General features: G+C 46.7%; 20 protein-coding genes. 13 read left to right on the top strand and 7 right to left on the bottom strand.

The genetic code is table 11. The features are described 5' to 3' along the window. The first annotated feature begins 61 nt into the window (after positions 1-61). A complete protein-coding gene (locus tag LZG72_RS23640) occupies positions 62-2,341 on the top strand; it encodes a PAS domain-containing protein (protein WP_233877607.1) in 2,280 nt (759 codons plus the stop codon). Here LZG72_RS23640 and LZG72_RS23645 read toward each other — a convergent pair. Continuing rightward, positions 2,338-2,910, bottom strand: a complete 573-nt coding sequence (locus tag LZG72_RS23645) for a hypothetical protein (RefSeq protein ID WP_233877608.1) — start codon at positions 2,908-2,910, stop codon at positions 2,338-2,340. The two genes, LZG72_RS23640 and LZG72_RS23645, sit on opposite strands and share 4 nt — an antisense overlap. Positions 2,911-2,938: 28 nt before the next feature. After that, positions 2,939-3,748 carry a metallophosphoesterase gene (locus tag LZG72_RS23650; RefSeq protein ID WP_233877609.1) on the bottom strand — a complete coding sequence of 270 codons (810 nt, stop codon included), beginning with the start codon at positions 3,746-3,748 and terminating at the stop codon, positions 2,939-2,941. 167 nt (positions 3,749-3,915) lie between these two features. On the opposite strand from LZG72_RS23650, the gene LZG72_RS23655 reads away from it, so the two are divergent. Next, a complete protein-coding gene (locus tag LZG72_RS23655) occupies positions 3,916-4,371 on the top strand; it encodes a hypothetical protein (protein WP_233877610.1) in 456 nt (151 codons plus the stop codon). A gap of 16 nt (positions 4,372-4,387) precedes the next feature. Here LZG72_RS23655 and LZG72_RS23660 read toward each other — a convergent pair whose 3' ends face one another. Further along, a complete protein-coding gene (locus LZG72_RS23660; RefSeq protein WP_233877611.1) occupies positions 4,388-5,944 on the bottom strand; it encodes a sulfatase in 1,557 nt (518 codons plus the stop codon). Positions 5,945-5,953: 9 nt separating this feature from the next. Further along, positions 5,954-6,538 carry a hypothetical protein gene (locus LZG72_RS23665; protein WP_233877612.1) on the bottom strand — a complete coding sequence of 195 codons (585 nt, stop codon included), beginning with the start codon at positions 6,536-6,538 and terminating at the stop codon, positions 5,954-5,956. Between the two features lie 168 nt (positions 6,539-6,706). On the opposite strand from LZG72_RS23665, the gene LZG72_RS23670 reads away from it, so the two are divergent. The 4 genes from LZG72_RS23670 to LZG72_RS23685 are packed head-to-tail and all read left to right on the top strand — an operon-like array spanning position 6,707 to position 12,875. Beyond that, entirely contained in the window at positions 6,707-7,321 is a 615-nt protein-coding gene (locus LZG72_RS23670) for a TetR/AcrR family transcriptional regulator (protein WP_233877613.1), read from the top strand. Positions 7,322-7,371: 50 nt separating this feature from the next. Beyond that, positions 7,372-8,742, top strand: coding sequence for a TolC family protein (locus tag LZG72_RS23675; protein WP_233877614.1), 1,371 nt, complete (start codon positions 7,372-7,374; stop codon positions 8,740-8,742). A 1-nt stretch (position 8,743) separates the two neighbouring features. Next, entirely contained in the window at positions 8,744-9,784 is a 1,041-nt protein-coding gene (locus LZG72_RS23680; protein ID WP_233877615.1) for an efflux RND transporter periplasmic adaptor subunit, read from the top strand. 19 nt (positions 9,785-9,803) lie between these two features. Next, positions 9,804-12,875: an efflux RND transporter permease subunit gene (locus LZG72_RS23685; protein ID WP_233877616.1), complete on the top strand. Its 3,072-nt coding sequence runs from the start codon at positions 9,804-9,806 to the stop codon at positions 12,873-12,875. A 51-nt stretch (positions 12,876-12,926) separates the two neighbouring features. On the opposite strand, the gene LZG72_RS23690 is transcribed toward LZG72_RS23685, so the two are convergent. The 3 genes from LZG72_RS23690 to LZG72_RS23700 all read right to left on the bottom strand — a co-directional run bounded on the left by LZG72_RS23690 (position 12,927) and on the right by LZG72_RS23700 (position 15,302). Then, positions 12,927-13,223 (bottom strand): hypothetical protein, encoded by a 297-nt coding sequence (locus tag LZG72_RS23690; RefSeq protein WP_233877617.1) that lies wholly within the window; start codon positions 13,221-13,223, stop codon positions 12,927-12,929. A gap of 140 nt (positions 13,224-13,363) precedes the next feature. Next, positions 13,364-14,134: a LytTR family DNA-binding domain-containing protein gene (locus LZG72_RS23695; RefSeq protein ID WP_233877618.1), complete on the bottom strand. Its 771-nt coding sequence runs from the start codon at positions 14,132-14,134 to the stop codon at positions 13,364-13,366. Continuing rightward, on the bottom strand, positions 14,109-15,302 hold the full coding sequence (locus LZG72_RS23700) for a sensor histidine kinase (protein ID WP_233877619.1): 1,194 nt from the start codon (positions 15,300-15,302) through the stop codon (positions 14,109-14,111). Before LZG72_RS23700 ends, LZG72_RS23695 begins: the two co-directional genes overlap by 26 nt. 41 nt (positions 15,303-15,343) lie before the next feature. On the opposite strand from LZG72_RS23700, the gene LZG72_RS29195 reads away from it, so the two are divergent. The 7 genes from LZG72_RS29195 (at position 15,344) to LZG72_RS23735 (ending at position 23,825) form a co-directional block, all read left to right on the top strand. Further along, complete coding sequence (locus LZG72_RS29195; RefSeq protein ID WP_310590570.1) at positions 15,344-15,598, top strand: hypothetical protein; 255 nt, start codon at positions 15,344-15,346, stop codon at positions 15,596-15,598. A gap of 41 nt (positions 15,599-15,639) precedes the next feature. Further along, a complete protein-coding gene (locus tag LZG72_RS23710) occupies positions 15,640-16,995 on the top strand; it encodes an enolase C-terminal domain-like protein (RefSeq protein WP_233877620.1) in 1,356 nt (451 codons plus the stop codon). A 6-nt stretch (positions 16,996-17,001) separates the two neighbouring features. Further along, entirely contained in the window at positions 17,002-18,036 is a 1,035-nt protein-coding gene (locus LZG72_RS23715; RefSeq protein WP_233877621.1) for a LacI family DNA-binding transcriptional regulator, read from the top strand. Positions 18,037-18,075: 39 nt separating this feature from the next. Continuing rightward, complete coding sequence (locus LZG72_RS23720) at positions 18,076-19,317, top strand: mandelate racemase/muconate lactonizing enzyme family protein (protein WP_233877622.1); 1,242 nt, start codon at positions 18,076-18,078, stop codon at positions 19,315-19,317. 153 nt (positions 19,318-19,470) lie between these two features. Further along, on the top strand, positions 19,471-21,705 hold the full coding sequence (locus LZG72_RS23725) for a pyrroloquinoline quinone-dependent dehydrogenase (protein WP_233877623.1): 2,235 nt from the start codon (positions 19,471-19,473) through the stop codon (positions 21,703-21,705). A 186-nt stretch (positions 21,706-21,891) separates the two neighbouring features. Then, on the top strand, positions 21,892-22,530 hold the full coding sequence (locus LZG72_RS23730; protein WP_233877624.1) for a bifunctional 4-hydroxy-2-oxoglutarate aldolase/2-dehydro-3-deoxy-phosphogluconate aldolase: 639 nt from the start codon (positions 21,892-21,894) through the stop codon (positions 22,528-22,530). Then, the gene (locus LZG72_RS23735; protein ID WP_233877625.1) at positions 22,530-23,825 is read left to right on the top strand and encodes an MFS transporter; all 1,296 of its coding nucleotides are present in this window, start codon (positions 22,530-22,532) and stop codon (positions 23,823-23,825) included. The genes LZG72_RS23730 and LZG72_RS23735 overlap by 1 nt, the downstream gene beginning before the upstream one ends. The last annotated feature ends 155 nt before the right edge of the window (positions 23,826-23,980 follow it).

The raw sequence follows: 23,980 nt of genomic DNA on the forward strand, positions 1-23,980 counted from the left end.
TTACAACATATCGTTAGCCATAGCAGGTATTTTTTTCAATGCTTATTAGTCCGGGATTAGTATGAACGACATCAGCAAGGTCTTCAAAGGGATGTCCACTCCGACCATGGTGTTGGTGCCGGATGCTCCGGTTTTTACGGTTTCGAACGTAAATGATGCGTGTTTAGCCTTAAAAGGCAAGTCAGAAGAAGATTTAGTTGGGCACAGCCTGGCACAGGCGTTTCCGGATATGCCGACTTCTCTCAGGGATGTGTGGATATCATTGCTGCATCAGGTTCAAAAGGATGGTCTTGCTAACCAGACGCCAGTGTTTAAAATGGCTTCTGTCAGACCTACCGGAACGAAGATCTGCGACAAGTTTTACATGATTTCCAATACACCCATTTTTAGCGATCAAAATGAGGTAGAATTTATCGTCGCACAAATTACGGACGTGACGAATGCGGTCGATTTTCAGCGGAATGAGAGCATCACGACTAATGCCAGACTTCTGGATGAAACCCAGCGGATTGCCCGCGTAGGCGGCTGGGAGGCCGATCTGATCAATTTGGTCCTGACCTGGTCAGATGTAACGAAGGAGATTTTTGAGGTTCCCCGCGATTACACGCCAACCGTTGAATTCCATGAGAATTTTTACAAAGCCGGTCCAAACCGTGAAAGGTTTATCACCGCGATCAACGATGCTGTTCTGCACGGGGATTTTTTTGATCTCGAATTAATCATCCATACCGCAAAAGGAAACGATCGGTGGATTCGCATTACAGGCAAGGCGGAACTTGTTGGCGATGTCTGTACCCGCGTTTATGGAGCTGTACAGGATATCCATGAGCGAAAAACGGTGGAGGACATCGAGCATCTTGAGAAAATTATTCTGGAAGTTCAGTCCGGCGCGGACTCTTCCATTCAGAATTTGCTTACTCAGTACCTCATCGGGATCGAGCAAATTTTCCCTCAGATGAAATGCGCGGTCACCGGGATCGTGAACAACCGGCTTGTGAACTGGTCTTCGCCGTCGTTACCGGCTGATTATATCGCATCCATTGAAAATATAGAAATTGGAAGCAACGCAGGTTCGTGCGGGACCGCTGCATTTTTTAAGCAAAAGGTTGTTGTTAGTGACATTTCTACCGATGAGCGATGGGCGGATTACAAGGAAGATGCGTTACGGTTTGGCTTAAAAGCATGCTGGTCGCACCCGATCATGAATTCGGATGACGAAGTTGTGGCCACCTTCGCAGTATATTATGAGAAAATCAAAGCGCCGGATGAAGACGAGATCAAAGTAATCGATCGCTCGATTTCCATTATTAAGATCATCCTGGAAAACCGGCAGATACACGATGAGCTTCTTGCCAGCGAATCGAGGCTCAGAGGGCTCGTGGAGGCGCAAACCAATTACGTAATTCGCACAAACCTCGATGGGAACTATACCTATTATAACAAGAAATACGAGGAAGACTTTGGGTGGTTTTACGAAAATAAAAATTTTATCGGTGTTAACTCCATCACTGCGGTAGTACCGGCTTACAGAAAGCAGGTCACGGATACCATCGTGATGTGTATAAAAAAACCTGGATCCATTTGCCCCATTGAGATCGATCAGGTAATGCAGGACGATAAGGTACGCTCCGTATACTGGCATTTTGTTGCATTGGCCGATCATGTCAGCAATATTGTTGAGATCCAGTGCATTGGAATCGACCTTTCGGAGCGGAAGCAGACTGAGAATGCATTGAGAAAAAGCAATGAACGCTATGAGCTCATCAACAAGGCAACCAACGACGCTACTTACGATTGGGACCTCGCCAATGATCACATTGAGTGGGGGGACGGATTTGTCCGGCTTTTCGGATTTGAGGTAGATGGAAGTCCGTATCCCGCCGAAAAGTGGCTGCAGCAGATCCATCCGGCAGACAGGCAGTTTACCGAGGAGAGTCTCGATGTGAGCCTGGCGGACCCGAGGCAGCTCAAATGGACTGCGAAATACCGTTTTGCAACAGCAAACGGGCTTTATTCTTTCGTAGAAGAAACCGGCTATATCCGTCGCAACCGGACTGGCAAGGCAGTAAGAATGGTCGGCGTTTTGCGTGATGTGACCGATCGAGTTCGCTATATCAGCGAAATTGAAGAGCGGAACAAGAAACTGAAAGAGATTGCATGGATGCAGTCGCACGTGATCCGCGCCCCGCTCGCCAGAGTCATGGGCCTGGTAGACCTTTTGAAAAATTATTCCAATACCGAGGAAGAAACACTCGAGCTGCTGGAACATTTACTCGCGTCGGCCAATTCCCTGGATGAAATCATCAGAGATATTTCTGCCAAAACAGAGCAGGTGACCTAAAACCCGTATTTCACGCCGAATGACAAATTTACAATGTCACTGAGGTTCAGAAATGCGCGGTTTTGCACGTAACTGACGAGCAACAAATCATACGTACCCAGCTCGTAGTAAAACTCAGCACCCCGGGCCCGGCTTTTCCTGATAAAATTCTTCCCTACTTTCCCGCCCACGTAAGCTCCCGGCCGGAATGTAGTAGCCCACCAATAGTACCCCTCCGGATAATAAGCTGGCCATTTAGTATCAAATTGAGGTCCGAATGTGTAGCTCAGGTAAAAACCCAGCGAAAACGGTGCCACATAGTAATCGGTTTTAACCGGAATCCTCCATGGCGAGTAGGTCGTTTTGCCGGTAATGGTTACCAGTGCATCTCCCCCGAATTTTTGGGGTAAAAAACCAAAAAGAATGTCCGTTTCCAGTGTCTTGTTTCTGGACGAATAGCCCGGACCTCCTGATAGGAATCCAATTCCGCCCGCAAACTGTAATTTCATGTGATCCGGCAAATACCACTTTTTGCTTTTCTGAAAGGTCTCAACTCGTTGACCGAAACCACTCATTGTGGTAGCTAACATGAACAGTAATAGATATTTATACATAATTTTAATATTCAACCCGGACGACATGGTGACCTCCTTTCCAAACTTTTACGATCATATAACCTCTGGCCCCGACATTGGTGGTGACGTAATAATGAACTCCGTCATTGTAAAACTCACCGTCATTAAAACCATGTTTATGTCCGTAAAGACTCAGATTTACATTCGGATTTGACCCCAGCAGATCAGTATACTCACCTTCCAGTTTCCTGTCAAAGTCCCCATCATACGGCGGAACGTGACCGACTACGATGATATTTTTGTTTTGAGGATTGTTGCTCAGCTGGGATCGGAGCCACGAAATATCCGGTACGGTACCGTCAAATGCATATTCACGTGAATTGGTATTGATAAACACAAATCGGTAATCCCCGTATTCGAAAGAGTAGTCGAGCGGACCGAATATTTTGCGATATGAGGCTGGTCCGTTAGCGACAATGTCGTGATTGCCAATTACAGTGAGGTAGGGTGTTTTCAGGTTCTGCATAATTTTGTTCACCCATTTGAACTCCTGATTAATCCCAAAATCAGAAATGTCGCCGGCGTGCAGTACAAATGCGATGTCTGGCTGGCTGTTAGCACTTTTAACAAAATCTACGGATTCGTCGTACCAGCGTTGGGTATCGCCCATGAGAATGAATTTGAGCGTATCCTGAACCGGAATGGCCTGAATGCGTTCGATATTCCGGGCGCTCAGGTTTCGCTCATCTTTATCAGCAATGATCTGATTCGGGTTGTAGAGAATGAGACTGTCGCAGGATATGGCAATTAACAAAAGAGGTAATAGCAGTAACTTAGGTAAATAGGCTTTCAATTCTGGTTAAAATTTATGACTTGCCGGCGGGAAAAAATGCTCCCGCTGTTTTCTAACCCATAAACGAAGGTGATAATTCCACCCTGCCACGTTTGTTTTTGTTTAAAGCGAAGGCATGGTTTTTGCAATGCCAGAACTGTAAGAATACAACTAAAAAAGATTTGAATATGAAAATAAAAGCACTGGCAGGTACCATCGGATTCCTGCTAATCACCTTCTCATTGTCGGCACAGGTCGTTTCGAAAGATTCTATCAATATGTTAAAGGATCAGAAACAGGCACTTGAGCTGAGCAAAAAACTGAATGACCGCAAGCTGGAACTGGCCAAACTGGAAAACGAACTGCAGAACAAAACGGATGAAGCTGCCAAAACGGCTGAGGCCGCGCAGGAATCGGCAGATGAGAATCGAAAAGCGGCTGAAAAACTCGGAGACGATGCCCAGAGCAAAAAGCTAGCAAAACGCGCCAGCAAAAGTGCGGGTTCAGCGCATCGGGATGCGAAACGGGCACGAAGAGCTGCGGATGATCTTGAAAAGTTGAAACGGGATATTGAATCCTTGCGCAGCCGCATTAGCGACGACGAGTCCAAGTTAGCATCACTTCCAGGCGGGTCAGGTCAATGACACTGCTAATGAAATTTTAAAAAAGGCCATTTGAAGCAACTTCATCCGGCCAGGGTACACGCTTGCCGGTCGTTTTTAAGACCGGCATTTGCGCGTCCCATTTTTTCAATTGGTTCGTAAAAAGCACGGCCAGTTCTTTCACCTTTTGCGGGTTAGCTAATGCCAGATCTTTCTCCTCGCTAATATCTTCCTTCAAATTGTAAAGTTCGAGTTTGGCTTTTTTGTAATCGTAGATCAGCTTCCAATCCCCTTTCCTGAATGCACTTGAATAATGAATGTTGGGGCCTTCCTCAGGTACCCAACGGTTGGGATGATGCCAGACCAGTTCGCGGTTTTTATCGGAAAACGAAGGATTTTTCAGCAGTTGCACAAAGCTTTTTCCATCAGGCTGCTGAGTTAATTTTGGACTTTTTATCCCTGCAATTTCCAGGATTGTCGGGAAAAAGTCTTCGATGATCACATATTGATCGGTAACACTTCCGGGTTTTATAATGCCCGGCCAGCTCACCAGCATCGGTTCCCGGATCCCACCTTCATACACGGATCCTTTTCCTGCTTTCAAGGGCAGGTTATGTGTCCAGGCTTTCCCGCCACGCGCCGGACTACGGCTCAAACCGCCATTATCCGACATAAAAAGGATCACCGTATTTTCAGCAATTTTCTTCTCACTGAGGAAGTCCATTACATCGCCCAGACTATTATCCATACCCTCCACCAACGCGGCATATTTTGCCTCTGTACTGTCTAAACCCGTTTTTAAGTATTTATCAACAAAGCGTTTGTCCGCATTTAAAGGAACATGCACTGCGTAATGGGCCAGGTATAAAAAGAATGGTTTTTTATCTTTGATCGGGGTTTCCAGGGCCTTTAATGCTTCGGTCGTAATGGCATCGCTCAGAAAAACATCGGAGCCGTGATAGGCTTCCAGGCCTGAAACTGCATTGCGGTCGGACCTGCCGTTTTTAGGATTGTCATAATTTTTTTTACCCAAATAACTTGCCGGGTGCCCGATTTCACTACCTGCTATATTGATCAAAAAACCGGAGTTTTTCGGGTCCGATCCGGGTGTATCTTTGGAGCCGAAATGTGCCTTGCCGCTATGAATGGTGTAATAGCCGTTTTCTTTCAGTACTTCCGGTAAAGCCGTTGCATAAAACGTATGGGGCACGCCGGCAGTGGGACTAAACCCATTGATGTTCCAGTCAACCGGGTGCAGGTCGGAATCGGCAAAGTCTGTGTTTTTGTTTTTATCCGGGGATGTCCAATGGGTTACGCGATGATGCGCCGCATTCACACCGGTCAGCAAACTCACGCGGCTAGGCGTGCAAACGGGCATTGCATACGCATTGGTAAACTTCATTCCGGCTTTTGCGAGCCGCTCCATGTTGGGAGTATGGTACCGCTTGTTGAACTCCGTAGTCTTAGTCCAGAAAGGCACCGAAGTATCCTGCCATCCCATATCATCCACGAGAAAAACGATGATATTCGGTTTCTGAGCTTGCTGCCGGGGGGTTAGGGACAAAAAAATCAATGCCGATCCCAAAACCAGCATTGAAGTGAAAAATCTTCTCATAATCGTGTTTTAAGCTTTACTGACTTGCTGCGGGACCCGGTTAACGAACCACAAAAGCAAGGTAGCATTAAAAACGAGAGTTAGAGGAATGATGGAAATATTTTTGAGGAAGAGAATAATGGACCATTCCGAAGAATCGCTCGAAATGATACCGTCGGCCCGTAAAGTGGCGTAAAGGCAAGTTTCGTACGCAATGTGGTCGATCAGAAGATTGATTAAAAACGCGATGACCATAAATGCGGAAATGTTAAGGACCACTGCGATCCATTGTTGTTTCAGTATTGTTAATGCCGTTTTCCAGTTTGGACGATCACTGGTTTGAGGGGAGAATATTTTCAAAAAACGGTTAATTCCTTTTTTAATATTTGTCAATCCCAAACTAAAAAGGAAAATGAGTATCCGGGCTGTTTGAATGACGATTTCCAGGAAAGTGTCCAGCATCGGTGATATGGGGCCAAATGCACGAAGCTGGGCAGCCCGGCCTAATCCGGCTACAAGTCCCAGGAACAAAATCAGCAAAAGGTGTTTTTTGATAAAACGCAGGGAATGGAGCGTCCAGCTTAATTTTTGAGAGAGATCCGGTAGAATGGCCATAGCGAGAATGATAGGATTGGATAAAAAATGTTTTACTAAAATACATTCATTCAGGCCATTACGAGCAGTTTTGTGATAAACGGACATTGTTTTTTTGCTTTATTAATCTCCCGGATTTGTTTTTACTAAACACTGTTTAGTATATTTACAACGTACTTCAAAAAGGATATGGCGATCAAGGAAAGGAAAGAGCGGGAAAAGCAGGATATGAGGAACCTGATCATTGAATCAGCAACTCAGTTATTTCTGAAGCACGGTTACGATAAGACGTCCATTCGTAACATTGCCGACGACATCGAGTACAGCCCGGCTACCATTTACCTTTATTTCAAAGACAAGGATGAGATTTTTTATGTGATCCATGAAAATGCATTCGAGCTGCTGAACAAGGAGTTACGTAAAAATGAAGCAATCGAAAATGCATTTGACCGACTAGGAGGCATTGGTCGGACTTACATGAAATTTGCACTTGAAAACCCGGATTATTATGATCTGATGTTCATCATGCGCGCGCCATTGTCGCAGATCAAAAGTGAGCAAAAATGGGAAGCGGGCGAGTGTGCGTTCGGGTATGTGACCGAAACGATCGGAGCCTGCCTGGAACAAAAGCTGATCAAGCCAGCCGATAAATTCTTGCTGGCAATGTCTGTCTGGTCTTTTGTACATGGTCTTGTGTCACTGTATGTGAGAGAAAGAATGTGCGTTTTTCCATTGTCCGACGATTTATTAAGGGATATGCTTTACAGTTCACTTGAAAATTACCTTTCAATTTTAAAGACTTAAAAAATTTTACCGTTTGGTAAACACTGTTCACTAAATAAACGTGATTTATAATGAAACAGACCAATTTGGTCAGGTTACTGCGCGTACTTTACATGCTGACACTGACAATACTTGCGCGAACGGCGTCGGCGCAGGATAACACCTTACAAAATTACATTGAACAAGGCCTGAAAAATAACCAGGGACTTCGCCAGCAAGGCTTTATCCTCGAAAAAAGCTTATATGCATTAAAAGAAGCAAAGACTTTCTTTCTGCCGGAAGTGAATTTCAATGCAACTTACCTCGATTCCAGAGGTGGCCGGAAAATCAGCATTCCAATCGGGGACCTGCTCAATCCGGTGTATTCTTCGCTGAACCAGCTCACCAATTCCTCTGCTTTTCCGAAGGTTGAAAACGTCAACCAGACTTTTAATCCCAACAATTATTACGATTCGAAATTCAGGACTTCGCTGCCCATTTATAATGCGGAAATCACTTACAACACGCGCATTCGGAAGGAGCAGATCAACTTGCAGCAGGCGGAGGTAGATGTATATAAAAGGGAATTGGTGAAGGAAATAAAAGTGGCGTATTATGCTTGCTTACAGGCAGATGAATCGATTCGAATCCTCGAAAGCGCGGTGACTTTGGCGAGGGAAAACCTGCGGTTTAATCAGTCTTTGGTAAAGAATGATAAAGCGATCCGAACTGTAATCAGCCGCTCCGAAAACGAGCTGATCGGTTTGCAGGTCAGGCTGGATGATGCACGGAATCAAGCGGTGAATGCAGTCGCGTATTTTAATTTTATCCTGAATAATCCACTGGATACGAAGCTCGAACTGCAAGCGAGGGAGCAGGTTATTTTGGACACGGATTCGTCGGCGTCGGGGAGGAGGGAAGAGTTGGCCAAACTGGAATCACTGTATAAGATCAATGCACTTTCGGGACAACTTGCCAAAGCAGCTGCATTGCCGAAATTGGCAACGTTTATAGACCTGGGGTCGCAGGGCGATTTTGTCCGTTTTAATAATGATACCCGTTATTACCTTTTTGGGGTGACGCTGGATTGGCGGGTTTTTGCAGGAAACCGCACGCAGTACAAAGCAAAACAGGCGATGCTGGAAACCAAAGCCACCGCTGAACAGATCAGCCAGGTTGAGCAGCAGATGCAATTGCAGTCGCAAACGGCAGCTAACCGGCTAAAATCTGCATTGCAGATCTATCAGGCATCCAGAAGCCAGACAACACTTTCGCAGCAGTATTACCAGGATCAGCAGAAACTTTACCGCGAAGGACAACTGCTTTATATCGAGCTTCTTGACGCGCAAGACCGGCTGATCGGTGACCAGCTGCAACAAAGTATTTCTTATCTACATGTACAAACCCGTTCCGCCGAACTGGAAAGGGCAAAAGCCAGCTACGTATTCTTAACTGAAAAATAAAATGAAAACGACTATTCAACTAGGTATAACGATCTTTTTTCTGGCTGCGGTAACGGTTGGCTGTAAAAAGGAAGGGAAGAAAGTGGAGGTGACAGACAGCACCATTCCGGTTAAAATCATGAGCTCGTCATCTCTCACCCAGGCGCAGGCAGTGGAAACTTCGGGTTTGCTGGCGTCTGAACACGAGGCGCGGTTGTCTTTCAAAGTGGGCGGGATTATTAAGGATGTTTTGGTCAAAGAAGGCGACCGGGTGAGAAAAGGTCAGGTTTTGGCGATACTTAATACGACGGAAATTGCCGCTCAAATGGCGCAGGCCGAAGAGAATTTTAGCAAAGCAAAACGGGATGCACAACGCACGCAGAACCTATATCGCGACAGTGTCAGCACAAAAGAGCAGGTGGAAAACAGTCTGACAACCTTGAACCTGGCGGAAAAGCAGCTCGAAATTGTAAGGTTCAATCTTTCACAGGCTAAAATCATCTCGTCGACCGATGGGGTAGTGATCAAAAAATTGCAAAATGGCGGTGAACAAGTCGAGGGTGGAACTCCGGTTTTGTTTGTGAGCGGCACCGGAAGCCAGGATTGGGTGATCAAATGCGGGTTGACCGACAAAGATTGGGCGCGATTGAAAGGCGGCGAAAAAGCGGAGATCACCTTCGATGCGTATCCTCAGACCTTTACCGGAAGTGTGAAAAGCTTGTCACAAGGAAGTGATGCAGTTTCAGGATTATACCTGGCGGAAATTGGGCTCGATAAACAGGCTTCGAAGCTGGCGACCGGGCTTTTTGCGAGAGTAAGTATTTATCCGAAACAAAAAACAAATATGGTTTCCATTCCGGTCGACGCATTAATCGAGGGTGAGAATGACAGTGCATTTGTGTTCGTGGCGCAGAATAGCAAAGCGGTGAAAAAGGCGGTGAAAATTGCCTTCATGGAAGGCGACAAAGCTTTTATTCTCTCGGGCGTGGAGAGCGGTTCGCAGGTGATCCGGGAAGGTTCAGCCTACCTGGCCGACGGCGCATCCATTAAAATAGTTCAGTAATTGTTCAATCGACGAAATCATGAAATTACCTGAATTTGCAGTTAAGAATTACCAGTTTACGCTGGTCGTCTTTCTGGGGGTACTTGCCCTGGGCATCTACTCGCTTTTCACCATGCCGCGCAGCGAAGATCCGGACATTCATCCGCCCCAGTTTACCGTGATCGTGATTTATCCGGGAACAAGTCCGAAGGATATGGAGCAGCTCATCGTGGATCCCATTGAGAAAAAAATGAATGAGCTGGACGACATGAAACACATCATCACCGACATTGGTGATGGGCTGGCGGTGTTGCAGATCCAGTACAAATACAGTTCCGATCCGGATGATAAATACCAGGAAGTGGTGCGGGAGATCAACAGCCTGCGTTCGCAACTGCCGGCGGATGTGGCCGATATCCGCATTAACAAACAAATTCCCTCGGATGTGAGCATTTATCAATATGCATTGATCAGTGAAAATGCCACGTATGCGCAAATGAAGAAGTATTCCAAAAAGTTTAAAGAGCGTCTGGAAAAAGTAAAAACGCTGAAAAAAGTGGAGTATTCGGGCGTACCGGAGCGTCAGGTGAAGGTGAACCTCAATTTGCAAAAAATAGCCGCGCAGAAGCTTACTCAGGATCAGATCATTGGCGCATTGCAAAGCGAGAATGTCAATATTCCCGGCGGAAGCATTAGTATGGCAACCAAAAAATTAAATATCAAAACCAGCGGAAATTACCGGACGCTGGACGAGGTGGCGAATACTGTAGTCTCCACATCCGGCGGGAAAATCGTATATCTCAAAGATGTGGCGAATGTGAAACTGGGTTACGAAGATGAAACGCACCTTACCCGGCTGAATGGCTTTCGGTGCAGTTTTGTGAATGTAAGCCTGAAAGAAGGTGAGAACATTATCGCGGTACAGTCTCAGGTTGAGCCCATTGCGACCAGTTTTCAGAAGGAATTACCGTCGAACATTGAGCTTGTAAAAGTTTTCGATCAGGCCAAAAGCGTGGATACGCGGCTTTCGCATTTTGCGAGAGACTTCGGTATCGCCATTTTGCTGGTATTGCTGACTTTACTTCCGCTGGGTACGCGGGCTTCGCTGGTCGTGATGATATCCATCCCGCTTTCTCTGGCGATCGGGCTGACTTTGATGAACCTGCTGGGATATAATATCAATCAGCTGAGCATTGTCGGGATGATCGTCGCGCTCGGCATTTTGGTTGACGACAGCATTGTGGTGGTGGAAAATATAGAACGTTACCTGCGAATGGGGTATGGGAGAGTAGAAGCTTCCATCAAGGCTTCTTCGCAAATCGGTTTGGCGGTAGTAGGTTGCACGATTTTATTGATTTTTGCATTCCTACCATTGGTTTTTCTGCCAGAAGGTGCGGGTGATTTTATCCGAAGCCTTCCATTGTCCGTGATTACGACGGTATTTGCATCGATGGTCGTTTCGCTGACGGTCGTACCGTTTTTATCGAGTGTGATCCTGAAACCGCACATGACCGAGGAAGGAAATTTCTTGCTGCGCGGAATGAAAAAGATCATCCATACCACTTATGGAAGTCTTTTAGATAAAGCACTGAAACGTCCGGCAATGACATTGCTGATCGCCGGACTGATTTTCGGAGGATCTCTGGCATTAATCCCATTGATCGGAAACAGCCTTTTTCCAAAATCTGAAAAGCCGATGTTCCTGGTGGACATTGAAACACCTCAGGGAACAAATCTGAAAAAGACGAACCAGGTTGCGCGATATGTGGAAGAGATTTTGAAAAAGGAACCTTTGATCACGTCGTTTTCAACCAATGTAGGAAAAGGGAACCCACGTGTTTATTACAATGTGATCCAGCGCAATGAAAGCGAGAACTTTGCCGAGATTTTTGTGCAGGTGGAAGGTTTGGAAACGCATGAAAAGGTAGAGGTAATCGAGCGGCTGAGGAAAAAGCTGGAACGTTATCCCGGCGCGGAAATCAAGGTAAAGGATTTTGAACAAGGTCCGCTGATTGAAGCTCCATTAGCTTACCGGATCTACGGTGAAGACCTGGACGAGTTAAGAAAAACAGCTTTTCGCGTAGCAGATCTTTTGTCCAAAACCGAAGGGACGATTTACGTAAATAACCCATTGCTGGTGCAGCCAACGGATCTCCGCGTTCAGGTGAACAAAGAAAAAGCGGGAGCCTTGGGCATTTCTTCCGCAGACATCGACCGTACCGTGAGGCTTGGCACTGCGGGCTTGAATGTGGCGACGTATCGCGAAGATGTAGGCAAAGCGGATAACTACGACGTGAATGTGTCGGTCTCCAGAAATGCGGCCATTCAGGATTATGGTGTTTTTGATAAACTGTATGTCCCATCCGCGACCGGCGCCAGCATTCCATTGAAAAACGTAGCAAACATCGAGCTGGAAAGTTCGCCGAATCAGATCAGGCATTACGATAAAGACCGGTACGTAACGGTATCTGCATTTGTAAAACCTGACTATAATGTGCAGCGACTAAATGAGCAGATTACAGAGAAACTCAATGCATTTAAGTTTGAAAAGGGCCAGACATTTAAAGTGGCGGGTGAAAAGGAAAGTCAGCAAGAAAGTTTCGGCGGTCTGGGGCTCATTATCCTGCTTACGATATTTGGCTTTTTGGGTGTCTTAATTCTTGAATTCAAAACTTTTAAAAGCATTCTGATCGTACTCTCGGTGATCCCGTTGGGTATTGTCGGCGGGCTGGCGATGCTCTACCTTACCGGCGAAACGCTCTCATTTACAGCGACGATCGGGTTTATCGCATTGGTTGGTATTGAGGTTAAAAACTCACTGTTAGTTGTCGACTTCACTAACCAGCTCCGCGAACAGGGAAAAGGCATTGAGGAAGCGATTATCGAGGCAGGCGAAATCCGTTTCGTGCCCATTCTGCTGACTTCACTCACTGCGATCGGAGGTTTGCTTCCACTGGTGATCGAGTACAGCGCATTGTATTCGCCGCTCGCATTGGTATTGATTGGTGGGTTGATCAGCTCCACACTGCTGTCCCGATTGGTGACGCCGGTAATGTACAAGCTGTTACCTCCGGCGATCGAGCGGAAAGTTCAGGTGGAAGAGGAAGTATAACTGCATTACTAGTGCGCCTGCTCGTCGCGGGTGTTGTCACCCGCGACTCGCTCACATGTTCGAACACTCTATCTGTCTGCTGATTCTCAAAAGCGAGCTTCCAAGTTTTGACGGAAGTTCCGGGTTGTTCAATTCGGCCATGCGGTAAGCCGGTTCCATGATCAGTTTATGTGCGATTTCATCGTAGCTCCATTTCAGATTGGCCTGATGGGCATTGGTCTCGGGCGCGAGATCGGGCTGGCTGCTGATTTCGGCGTCGGTTGCTGATGTGAGGCCCAATGTGATCAGGCCGGTGGCGGCAAAGAGTAGAAACGCGAGTTTAATTGGATTGGTAGATTTTAAAGACATGGCTAATGATTTGAGCTAGATTGGAACGACTAATTCTGATGACAAATTTGTGGTCCAATGTGTTGCAATGCAATCCATCCTATCTGAATTGAGCAATTCCTTATCTGAAATGCATCAGACATCGGTTGAAGTTGGTTTCGTTAATTCATGCGGGTGAGAAAAGCTTTGATATTATCCCGGTATCCGCGTGTCCATTTTATCTTGTCGCCGGTCGAAAGATGGATGATGTATTCACCGTTAAAATACGTTTCCAGCTCCGTAATGTAATTCATATTCACAATATTGGACCGGCCGACGCGCACCATCACGGACGGATCAAGCCTGACTTCCAGGCTACCCAGACTCTCGTAAATGGTATATGTTTTTTGGGCTGTATAAACGGAAATGTAATTCCCATCAGCGGAAAAATGACTGATATCCGAGGTTTTTACAAAATACATTTTGCCCGTTTCTTTTACCAATATCCGTTCAAGATAGCTCTCACCTTTCGATTGCTTTTCACGCAACAGGTTGTTGACGAGTTCCTCTATACGCGGCTGGGATTTTTGGCTTAACCTTTCTTTTACTCGTCCCAAAGACTGGTGAAACCGGATTTCATCAAAAGGTTTCAGCAGGTAATCAATCGCATTCACTTCGAAAGCACGGATTGCATACTGATCAAATGCAGTTGTGAATACGACAAATGGCTGATGATGCGACCAAATTTCCTTAATCACTTCAAACCCATCCATTCCCGGCATTTGAATATCAATAAAAACAATATCCGGCCGATGCTGCAGTACTTTAATTACCGCCTCAGAACCATTCGCGGCCTCATCCACGATCTCAATGGAATGGTCGTGTTTCAGAAATGTGCGGATTACTTCGCGGGCCAGTACCTCGTCATCAATGATCAGACAAGAATGCTTCATGGTTTATTTTAGTTTTATTAATGGGTTGACTTTCAAAGCGTAATGTCACGACTGTTCCTCCTTCAACGGGCTGATCGAAAGTAAGCGTGGCGTGTTCACCGTAGGCTTTTTTCAATCGTAATTTCGTATTTTCCAATCCCAGGCCGGTGCCCGTGGACGGTTTCCGCTGGTTTGCCCCGACGCCATTATCCCAAACCTGTATTTCCAGCCCGTTGGCGCTCATTTTACTTGTGATCCGGATCAATGCATTCGTAGTCACATCTGAGATGCCATGGGTGATCGAATTTTCGACGAGCGGCTGCAGAATGAGCTGGGGTACCGGATAAAGTTCCGAAGCGGGGTCGATGCGGTACTCCACATTCAGTCGGTCCTGAAACCGTACCTGCTGAATATCAAGATATTGCCGGGTGAGTTTCAGTTCTTCCTGAAATGGGATGAAATCGGCTTTCTGATTAATGAGCACTGCCCGCAGCAAGTCACTCAGCGTAGTGATCATCAATGTAGCTTTCCGGATATCGTTCGTCACCATCAGACTCACAACGGAATGCAGGGTATTGAAGAGAAAATGCGGATTTAGCTGCATCTTCAACGACTGCAACTGCGCATTCGCGAGCTGCCCCCGAAGTTGTTCATTGTTCAGTTCCGTCTCGAAGTGTTGCTGTTTTAACGCCTGATAGCGGTAAATGTGTGAGACCTTGTTGAATCCCACCACAAGCAGCATATACTGTGCATAGCTTCCGGTAAAAGCCATATAAAATGAAAAAAGATAGCTTTCCAGCGCAACGGACTCTCCAAACGTCCAGAACAAAACGGGGTTTGTCAGGTAGTAATGGACGCAATTGATAAAGACATTGAGAAAGGTGACGATGATCAGATGGTAAAGTATGGGTTTTATCAGAGAAGTCGTTCTGAGGTTGAAAGTCACCGGGATTTTAAGAGAGGTATATAAAATCAGTGGAGTGGTGGACCACCAGAAAAGCCCGTCGAGCAGCCAGATGATCATTTCGTAATAGCGCATGACGTATCCTTCCATGAGCAGCCAAAGCATGGTTAGCTGCCAGAGTGTGATTACCGCAAAAACGCTCCAGTAACACAATGAGTATCGCCAAAACTCCCGCTCCGTTAATGGCAGTCTGGATTGATCGAGTAATCTTCTTAAAAAAGTCATGGATGCGAGGCCGGGGATGTTGCGCAAAAAGAGAACTTACCTTGGTAAAAATAACTTTTAACCCCCAATATTCGTCGTCAGACCGTGTGAACCGTTATTATTATTATCCAAATGACAGATTTGCGGTTTATGTCCAAAAACAGCTTTTACTTGCCGAGGCTGCCGTTCGTGGCTGGGTGACGGGTACTGCGGCCGATTATTACGCCGAAGAAATCCGCGCTAATCTGGACCTAATAATCCTGACACGCGGGTTTGGTGGGATAAGAAGTAAAACCGCGGCGACATCAACCTTTTAATTCCTAAACCTTTAATCACATTTTATTTAACCCAAAATCTCATGAAAGAAACTGGAATAAGCCGTCGCGACACCATGAAAGCATTGGGCCTGAGTGGTTCTGCCGGATTGTTGGGTCTGTTTGGCGGGATCTCCGATGCGCAGGCTAAAGAAGAAAAAGGCACTCCTCAGTATGCAAAGGCCATGAAACCGGTTACGATAAAAAGTGTCCGTGCGATTGCCACCGCACCGCAGGGTTCCAATCTGATCGTCGTGAAAGTGGAAACATCGGAACCCGGCCTGTACGGGCTGGGCTGCGCGACCTTTACCCAACGTGCCGCCGTGGTTATCGTTGCGATCAATACCTATCTGAATGAATTTTGTGTTGGAAAAGATGTCGATAACATCGAAGATATGTGGCATGGGGCGTATGTAAGTTCCTACTGGCGGAATGGCCCGGTGCTGAACAATGCATTGAGCGGTCTCGACCAGGCACTTTGGGATATTAAAGGAAAGCGCGCGGGAATGCCTCTTTATCAGCTTCTCGGCGGAAAAGTTCGTTTCGCTGTACCTTGTTATACGCATGCCAATGGAAATACCCCGGAGGCTACCGTCGAAAGTGTAAAAAGCATCCAGGAGAAAGGTTTTAAATACATACGGATTCAGCAGGGTGGGTATGGTGCAGTAGGCAGTACCAACGAGCAGCCGGACTTTAAAAAGGAGAATTTTGGCGGGCCGACTGATAATTTCATGAATGAGAATGCTTATTTAAAAGCAATTCCCAAGTTGTTTGAAGCTGTGCGGAAAAGTTGCGGGGAAGAAATTGAGCTGCTTCACGACATTCATGAGCGGGTGCAGCCGATGAATGCGATCAATATGATCAAAAAACTGGAAGAGTTCAATCCGTTTTTTATAGAAGATCCTTTTTCTCCGGAAAATCAGAAATGGTTTAAGTTATTAAGACAAAGTACCACGGTGCCGATCGCCATGGGCGAGCTTTTCAATAACGTCAATGAATTTGTGGAACCGATGGTAAATCAGTGGTTTGACTTTATCCGCATCCACGTTTCGCAGATAGGTGGGGTAACGCCTGCTATGAAAGTGGCGAGGCTTGGAGAATGGTTTAATATAAAAACGGCCTGGCACGGTCCGGGCGATGTTTCTCCGGTCGGTCACTCCGCACACGCGCACATTGACCTGGCTGTCTGGAACTTCGGTATCCAGGAAGCGGTGAGTTTCAATGACAAAATGCAGGAAGTTTTTTCAGGTTGTCCGACTATGAAAAACGGGTATATGTCTGTAAATGAGGTGCCGGGTATCGGAGTGGACATCAACGAAAAGGAAGCTGCCAAGTATCCGATCACGACCAAATCAAACTGGCAAGTGCGGAAATTCGACGGCACGTTAATCCGGCCGTGATGCACTATGAAAAAAACATCACTGAAAGACATTGCCCAAATGGCTGGTGTTTCGACTGCACTGGTAAGTTACGTGCTGAATGGCCGGGAAAAGGAAACGAGAGTGGGCGAGGCGATTGCCAGGAAAGTCAGGGAAATTGCCAAAGAGCTGAATTACCAGCCTAATCACCTTGCAAAAAGTCTGAGAAGCGGTAAAACACACACCATCGGATTGATCATTGCCGACATTTCAAATCCTTTTTTTGCCAACATTGCCCGCGTTGTGGAAGACGAGGCAAAACGAAATGGCTACACGGTCATTATCGGGAGCTGCGATGAACATGCGGACAAATGCTGGGACCTGCTGAATGTGCTGATCAGCAGACAGGTTGATGGCTTTATCATTGTTTCCACGGAAGGATCCGAAAATCAAATTCATTATCTGAAAGAGCAAAACATACCTTTCGTGTTGCTTGACAGGCATTTTCCCGATATCGAGACGGATTTTGTTGCCACAAACAATTACAAAGCATCGTATGATGCCTGTATTCATTTGAAAAATGGCGGATATAAGCGAATTGGATTAATAGCATACCGGTCGGATATGTATCACATGGAAGAACGTATCCGTGGCTACAAACATGCATTGCTGGATAGTGAGCTAGAATTTCAAAACGGCTGGCTGCGAGAAGTGCATTTTGAAACGATCGAGAAGGAAGTGAAAGTTGCTATTGATGAATTACTTGCGTCAGAAAATAGAGTAGAAGCGCTCATTTTCGCAACTTATGGATTAGCTATTAATGGGTTGAAATACATCAATGAGCTTCGGCTGAAAGTCCCATCCGATCTGGCCATTGTCAGCTTTGGTCAGGCAGAAGTTTTTGACCTGTATTATTGCCCCATTACCTATTTGCGGCAACCGCTGGAAATGCTCGGCAAAACAGCAGTCGAATACCTTTTAGCCAGGCTGAAAAACCCTGAAGAGGAAGTGAAACAGATCCTTATGGAAGCAAAACTGATTGCCCGGGACTCGTCATTTGCCAGAACGGTGGCGACAGTTTGATTTTTTGTTAAAAAGCTTAATCGATTAATGATAAGATTTATGGAGAGAAGAAATTTTATTAAAACTGCTTTGCTGGGCTCTACTGCAATTGCGGCTGGTTTTCCACTGATCAAAGCGGAGGCGGCATCCAAAATGAAGATCACTAAGATCCGGTATTATGCAGCTCCGGGTTACAATAAACCACTTTTTAATCAGGCTCGTGGAATCGTCGAAATAGAAACCGATGGCGGGATCATCGGCATTGGCGAGGGAGGTTCCAAGGATATGATCGAACAATGCGCGCAAATGATGATCGGCGAAGATCCGTTTCGCATCGAGCACATTTGGCAAAATGTGTACCGCGGGATGTTTTATCCTCCCGGTCGCGAAAAACTGCATGCACTGGGCGCATTGGAAATGGCGTTGTGGGATATCAAAGGCAAAGCGTTAAATGTCCCGGTTTACGAGTTGCTCGGCGGCGCTACCCGCGATTATGTCGAATGCTATGCAACCGGTTTCCGGGCAAGTAAGGCAAAAACGGAAGAAGAACGTGCGAGAGATTGCATCGAAGCCGGATTGCGAGCCTACCGGATCGGCCCGACGGGCGGTAGCGGCGAAACGCCATTTGACTTTTATGAAAACGTTAAAAAGACAATCGATTTCTGTAAAAGGATCGACGAGGCGGTGGGCGGCGGCGGTAAATGGGCCGTGGATCTGCATACGCGTTTTGATCTGACTGATGGTTTAAAGATCTGCACAGCCCTGGAATCGACGGAGCCGTATTTTGTCGAGGACATTGTGAGGTCTGAGAATCCGGCGGTGTACCAGCAGGTCCGCGCAATGACAAAAGTGCCTATTGCTGTGGGCGAACAGTTTGGCGACCGGTGGGATAGCAACGAATTCATCGAAAAACGCTGGATCGACTATACACGGTTTACATTACCAAACACGGGCGGAATCGGTGAATTCAAGAAACTGGCGTCTATGTGCGAAACGCATTATGTAGGGATGATCCCTCATTTTACAGGCCCATTATCAACCGCGACGCTGGTTCATGTATTAGGTTCGAGCAGCCCGGCGCGTGCATTAATGGAACTCGGCGGTGGCGAACCGGAACGTCCGCCTTACTTCAACGAAGATTTTATCAATTTCAAAAATGGCAAATTGTATCTGAACGATGCGCCGGGGCTGGGCGTGAAATTTGACCCTAAAAAGGCAACGTTTGTGATGGAAGTAAAAGAGAAAACAAAATTCCCGCATCCGATTTTGAAAGCCCCGGATGGTTCGATCCATAACTGGTAGCCGGGGCCAGATATCCTAACCCTTTTTAAAAATGAAACCAATTGAAACATCTGCAGTCTCCCGGTGGCAGGCGATCCAATCGGTTTTGGCCATTGATGCGACCGGGACATTACTTTTACCCAAAAACTCCCGTAGTTGGTAAAAATTGAAAAAATGACAAATAGGTTACTACTAATCCTTCCGGTTCTGTTGTTAATAGGATTGTTTAGCGGGCTAAAACCTGGTAATGAACCTTCGAAACCGGGCCAGTCTTTCAGACTTACCAGGTTTGACGGTACCAACGAAGACTGGCCGAAATACGGCGGAAACAGCGGTGGTAACCGTTATTCGCCTCTCAACCAGATTAATAAAGACAATGTTGCCGGCCTGAAATCCGCCTGGTCGTATGATACCGGTGAGAATAAAAATCCGGAGCAGAGAGGCATGGAAATGCAATGTCAACCCATTGTGATCGATGGGATTATGTATGGCACCACGCCCAGGTTGAAGGTTTTCGCCATTAACGCGGCAACCGGGAAAGAACTTTGGAAATTCGATCCATTTCAGGGGAAGAAACCGCAGTTTCACCCCATGCGTGGTGTCGTTTACTGGGCAGACGGCGATGATAGACGCATTCTGTTTACCGCGGGTGCCACACTACATGCCATTCATGCGGCGAATGGAAAACCGGTTTCAACATTTGGCGTAAACGGTGAAGTAGATTTTCACGATGGTCTGGTAGACGAGAAAACGTATGGCTACAATGCGGCTCAGTTTAACATTCGCAACACCACACCTGGCGTTATTTTCAGAAATCTTCTGATCACCGGTTCTTCCGTTTCTGAGGGTGGGGATGCATTGCCGGGCCATATTCGGGCTTTTGATGTACGCACCGGAAAAGTGGCCTGGGTTTTCAGGACCATTCCTTTGCCCGGAGAATATGGATACGAAACCTGGTCGAAAGATTCGTACCTGAAACTGGGGGCGGCCAATTGCTGGGCTGGAATGGTACTGGATGAAAAGCGGGGGACGGTTTTTCTGGGAACGGGTTCACCATCGGTTGACTTTTATGGAGGCGCACGAAAAGGGACGAACCTGTTTGCAAATTGCGTGATTGCACTCAATGCGGAAACAGGCACGCGTAAATGGCATTTTCAGACCGTTCACCACGATCTATGGGACCGTGATATTCCTTGCCCGCCGAACCTGATCACCGTAAAGCATGAAGGAAAGGTAGTCGACGCCGTGGCGCAGGCTACCAAAGACGGTTATATTTTTGTGTTTGACCGGGACACGGGCAAGCCTTTGTTTCTGGTAAAAGAAGTCGCTGTGCCCATTACAAAAGCATTGCCCGGCGAGGAGCCGTGGCCAACCCAGCCTGTCCCGACCAAACCTGCACCATTTGCCAAGCAAACCTTCACGGAAGCTGATATTACAACCCGCACTCCGGAGGCGCACGCCTTCGTTTTAGATCGTTTTTTAAACAGTAATAAAGGAGCCAAAAATTATCCGCCAAGCCTGGATGGAGGGTTACTATACGGAATTGGCGGCGGAGCGGAATGGGGCGGCGCAGCTGCGGATCCTGGCGGCATTATGTATGTGAATGGCAATAATATGCTTTGGTGGCTCAAAATGCGTGATGCGAAAGAGAAGCCATCCGGACAAACGTTAACGAAAGGCAATGTTTTGTTTAATACCAATTGTGCGGCTTGTCATGCCACCACCCAGAACGCTACTGCGCCGGCAGCGGATCAGGCATATCCCGTTTTAAAAGACATTGGTAAAAGAATGAGCCGCGAACAAATCGCCGCATTACTGGAGACCGGACGCGGACGAATGCCATCTTTTCAACATATTTCAAAAGAAGATCGAACCGAAATCGTAAATTATTTATTGCACATCGAGGTAAAACCAGCGGCCAACGACATTCATGCGCAAACTTCGCAAGCCACCGTTCAGAAAGACAAAAAATTTCCATTTGTGCCACCTTTTGTGAATAATGGAAATGTACAGTTCAAGGATCAGGATAATTACCCAGCTATAAAACCGCCTTGGGGCACTTTAAATGCTGTTGATTTGAATACAGGTGAATATCTTTGGAAAGTAACTCTGGGTGAATATCCTGAGCTGACAAAGCAGGGCATACCACCCACCGGAACCGAAAACCACGGCGGGCCGATCGTTACAGCTGGCGGATTGCTTTTCATTGCGGCCACTTACGATGAACATTTGAGAGCTTATGACACTAAAACGGGCAAGGTTGTTTGGCAATATAAACTACCAGCCGGCGGCTTTGCTACCCCGATCACATACATGGTAAACGGCAAACAATACATCGCAATCACCGCCGGAGGAACAAGATATGGCTTAAAATCCGGAGGTACTTACGTAGCATTTGCGTTGCCGTGAGGAAGGAACGGGGTTTGTGATTGACTGTTTGACGATTGACTGTCAATCGTCGTATGTAATCAAAAAGATAAAGAGACTGCCGAAAGCCGACTGCCGAATGCCATCCGCCAATCGTGTACAAAGCGGCAACAACGGCCTACGTCCGAATATTTGACAACCAGAAACTCATACTGAACAAAGCGAATCATGGGTAAAGATCAATTCTCGGAAGAACTGTTCCGAAAAGCGCCATTAGTAGGGATCATCAGAAATGTGGCATTGGAAGATGTGAAACAGATCCTGCCGATTTACCGGGAAGCGGGCCTCACCACCATTGAAATCACGATGAATACGCCCGGCGCGACCGAAATGATCAGGTATGCACTGGCAAATGAAAGCGACGGTTTGAATATCGGCGCGGGAACAGTTTGTACGAAAGATGATCTGGAAGCCGCATTAGAGGCCGGTGCACAGTTCATCGTGACACCGGTCATCAACAAAAAAGTGATCAAATCCTGTGTAAAAAAGAAGGTCCCGATTTTCCCGGGAGCATTTACCCCGACTGAAATCTATAATGCCTGGACGTTAGGTGCCACGATGGTGAAGATCTATCCGGCGACGTCGCTCGGTCCGGAATACATCAAGGATCTTAAAGCACCGATGAACCAGTTGAAATTGCTGCCAACCGGCGGGGTAGGTCTGGAAAATATGACCGCTTTCCTGAAAGCCGGAGCAAATGGTCTGGGAATCGGCGGGCAGCTTTTTGACAAAAAAATGATTCAGGAAAAAAATTGGGATGGCTTGAAAAATCACTTCCGCGAATTCGTTCAAAAACTCTCCTGGTAATGGGTAAAATCAAGAACTATCGCTGGATCATCGTGGTCCTGCTTTTTACGGCGACTACGATCAATTACCTCGATCGTCAGATTATAGGATTGCTGAAACCTATCCTGGAAAAAGAGTTTGTATGGACTGAAACTGATTTTGCCCGCATCGTAATGGCATTTACCGCTGCCTATGCGGTAGGGCTACTCGTTTTTGGCTGGTTAATCGATAAAATCGGCACGAAAGCCGGGTACTCGTTTACAATCGTTTTCTGGAGTGTGGCGGGTATGCTTCATGCCGTGGCAAGAAGTGCATTTGGTTTCGGACTCGCCCGCATCGGGCTTGGCCTTGGAGAGGCAGGAAATTATCCAGCGGCAGTAAAAACGGTTGCCGAGTGGTTTCCAAAAAAAGAACGGGCACTTGCAACGGGCCTGTTTAATGCGGGAACAAGTGTCGGGGTAGTTGTTGCGCTCATCATTGTGCCCTGGATACTAAGCAGGTATGGTTGGCAGGAAGTTTTCTGGATCACCGGTGCATTAGGTTTCGTGTGGCTAATATTCTGGATCATCTTTTACGACATCCCCGCGAAGCAAAAGCGCCTCACCGACGAAGAACTGCACTACATTACGAGCGGACAGGATCAGGATGAAAATGATGCCGAAAAGCAACCGATACAATGGATCAAGCTTTTTACCTTCCCGCAAACCTGGGCATATATCACCGGAAAAGGCCTAATTGATCCCATTTACTGGTTTTTCCTATTTTGGTTACCCTCTTATTTTGCATCCACATTCGACCTGGACCTCAAAAAACCAAGTCTGGAGTTAATGCTGATCTACACGGCAACAACGATCGGGAGTATTGGGGGAGGCTATCTTTCATCCTATCTGATCAATAAAGGCTGGCCAACCCTGAAAGCGAGGAAGACCGTATTGCTTGCATTTGCGTGCCTGGAATTGTCGGTAATCCTGATCCAATTCGCTGGAAACGTATGGGTAGCGGTTGGGTTGATCAGTTTCGCAGTTGCTCTGCACCAGGCCTGGGCAACCAATGTATTCACATTACCGTCTGACTTATTTCCAAAACAAGCCGTAAGTTCGGTGGTTGGGATAGGCGGAATGGCGGGTGCAGTAGGAGGGATCCTTTTCCCGATTTTGATTGGAAGCTTACTGGACACTTACAAAGCCGCCGGAAACCTGGAAGGCGGCTATAATATCATCTTCACGATTTGCGGATTCACTTATCTGGTAGCGTGGCTGATTATTCATTTGCTAACAAAAACGCCGAAAGTTGTAGAGTTGGATGAGTTGCGGTGATCGTGACGACAGCGCATTTATCAACGAATACCGTTACTCCAAGCCGGTGGATATTTTGCTGGTATCCGCCTGAGAAACCGATGGGGGAATCGTCCGGAAATTCGGATAAATTTTCTCCACCTTTCAGATAATCGAACAAGTTAAATGTCTGATAT

The organism is Dyadobacter sp. CY323 (assembly GCF_021390245.1).
Lineage (GTDB): Bacteria > Bacteroidota > Bacteroidia > Cytophagales > Spirosomataceae > Dyadobacter.

Excerpts from the sequence above, each read along its gene's own strand:
- LZG72_RS23640 (WP_233877607.1), top strand. The coding sequence starts at position 62 with ATGAACGACATCAGCAAGGTCTTCAAAGGGATGTCCACTCCGACCATG.
- LZG72_RS23645 (WP_233877608.1), bottom strand. The coding sequence starts at position 2,910 with ATGTTAGCTACCACAATGAGTGGTTTCGGTCAACGAGTTGAGACCTTT.
- LZG72_RS23655 (WP_233877610.1), top strand. The coding sequence starts at position 3,916 with ATGAAAATAAAAGCACTGGCAGGTACCATCGGATTCCTGCTAATCACC.
- LZG72_RS23660 (WP_233877611.1), bottom strand. The coding sequence starts at position 5,944 with ATGAGAAGATTTTTCACTTCAATGCTGGTTTTGGGATCGGCATTGATT.
- LZG72_RS23665 (WP_233877612.1), bottom strand. The coding sequence starts at position 6,538 with ATGGCCATTCTACCGGATCTCTCTCAAAAATTAAGCTGGACGCTCCAT.
- LZG72_RS23670 (WP_233877613.1), top strand. The coding sequence starts at position 6,707 with ATGGCGATCAAGGAAAGGAAAGAGCGGGAAAAGCAGGATATGAGGAAC.
- LZG72_RS23675 (WP_233877614.1), top strand. The coding sequence starts at position 7,372 with ATGAAACAGACCAATTTGGTCAGGTTACTGCGCGTACTTTACATGCTG.
- LZG72_RS23680 (WP_233877615.1), top strand. The coding sequence starts at position 8,744 with ATGAAAACGACTATTCAACTAGGTATAACGATCTTTTTTCTGGCTGCG.
- LZG72_RS23685 (WP_233877616.1), top strand. The coding sequence starts at position 9,804 with ATGAAATTACCTGAATTTGCAGTTAAGAATTACCAGTTTACGCTGGTC.
- LZG72_RS23690 (WP_233877617.1), bottom strand. The coding sequence starts at position 13,223 with ATGTCTTTAAAATCTACCAATCCAATTAAACTCGCGTTTCTACTCTTT.
- LZG72_RS23695 (WP_233877618.1), bottom strand. The coding sequence starts at position 14,134 with ATGAAGCATTCTTGTCTGATCATTGATGACGAGGTACTGGCCCGCGAA.
- LZG72_RS23700 (WP_233877619.1), bottom strand. The coding sequence starts at position 15,302 with ATGACTTTTTTAAGAAGATTACTCGATCAATCCAGACTGCCATTAACG.
- LZG72_RS23710 (WP_233877620.1), top strand. The coding sequence starts at position 15,640 with ATGAAAGAAACTGGAATAAGCCGTCGCGACACCATGAAAGCATTGGGC.
- LZG72_RS23715 (WP_233877621.1), top strand. The coding sequence starts at position 17,002 with ATGAAAAAAACATCACTGAAAGACATTGCCCAAATGGCTGGTGTTTCG.
- LZG72_RS23720 (WP_233877622.1), top strand. The coding sequence starts at position 18,076 with ATGGAGAGAAGAAATTTTATTAAAACTGCTTTGCTGGGCTCTACTGCA.
- LZG72_RS23725 (WP_233877623.1), top strand. The coding sequence starts at position 19,471 with ATGACAAATAGGTTACTACTAATCCTTCCGGTTCTGTTGTTAATAGGA.
- LZG72_RS23730 (WP_233877624.1), top strand. The coding sequence starts at position 21,892 with ATGGGTAAAGATCAATTCTCGGAAGAACTGTTCCGAAAAGCGCCATTA.
- LZG72_RS23735 (WP_233877625.1), top strand. The coding sequence starts at position 22,530 with ATGGGTAAAATCAAGAACTATCGCTGGATCATCGTGGTCCTGCTTTTT.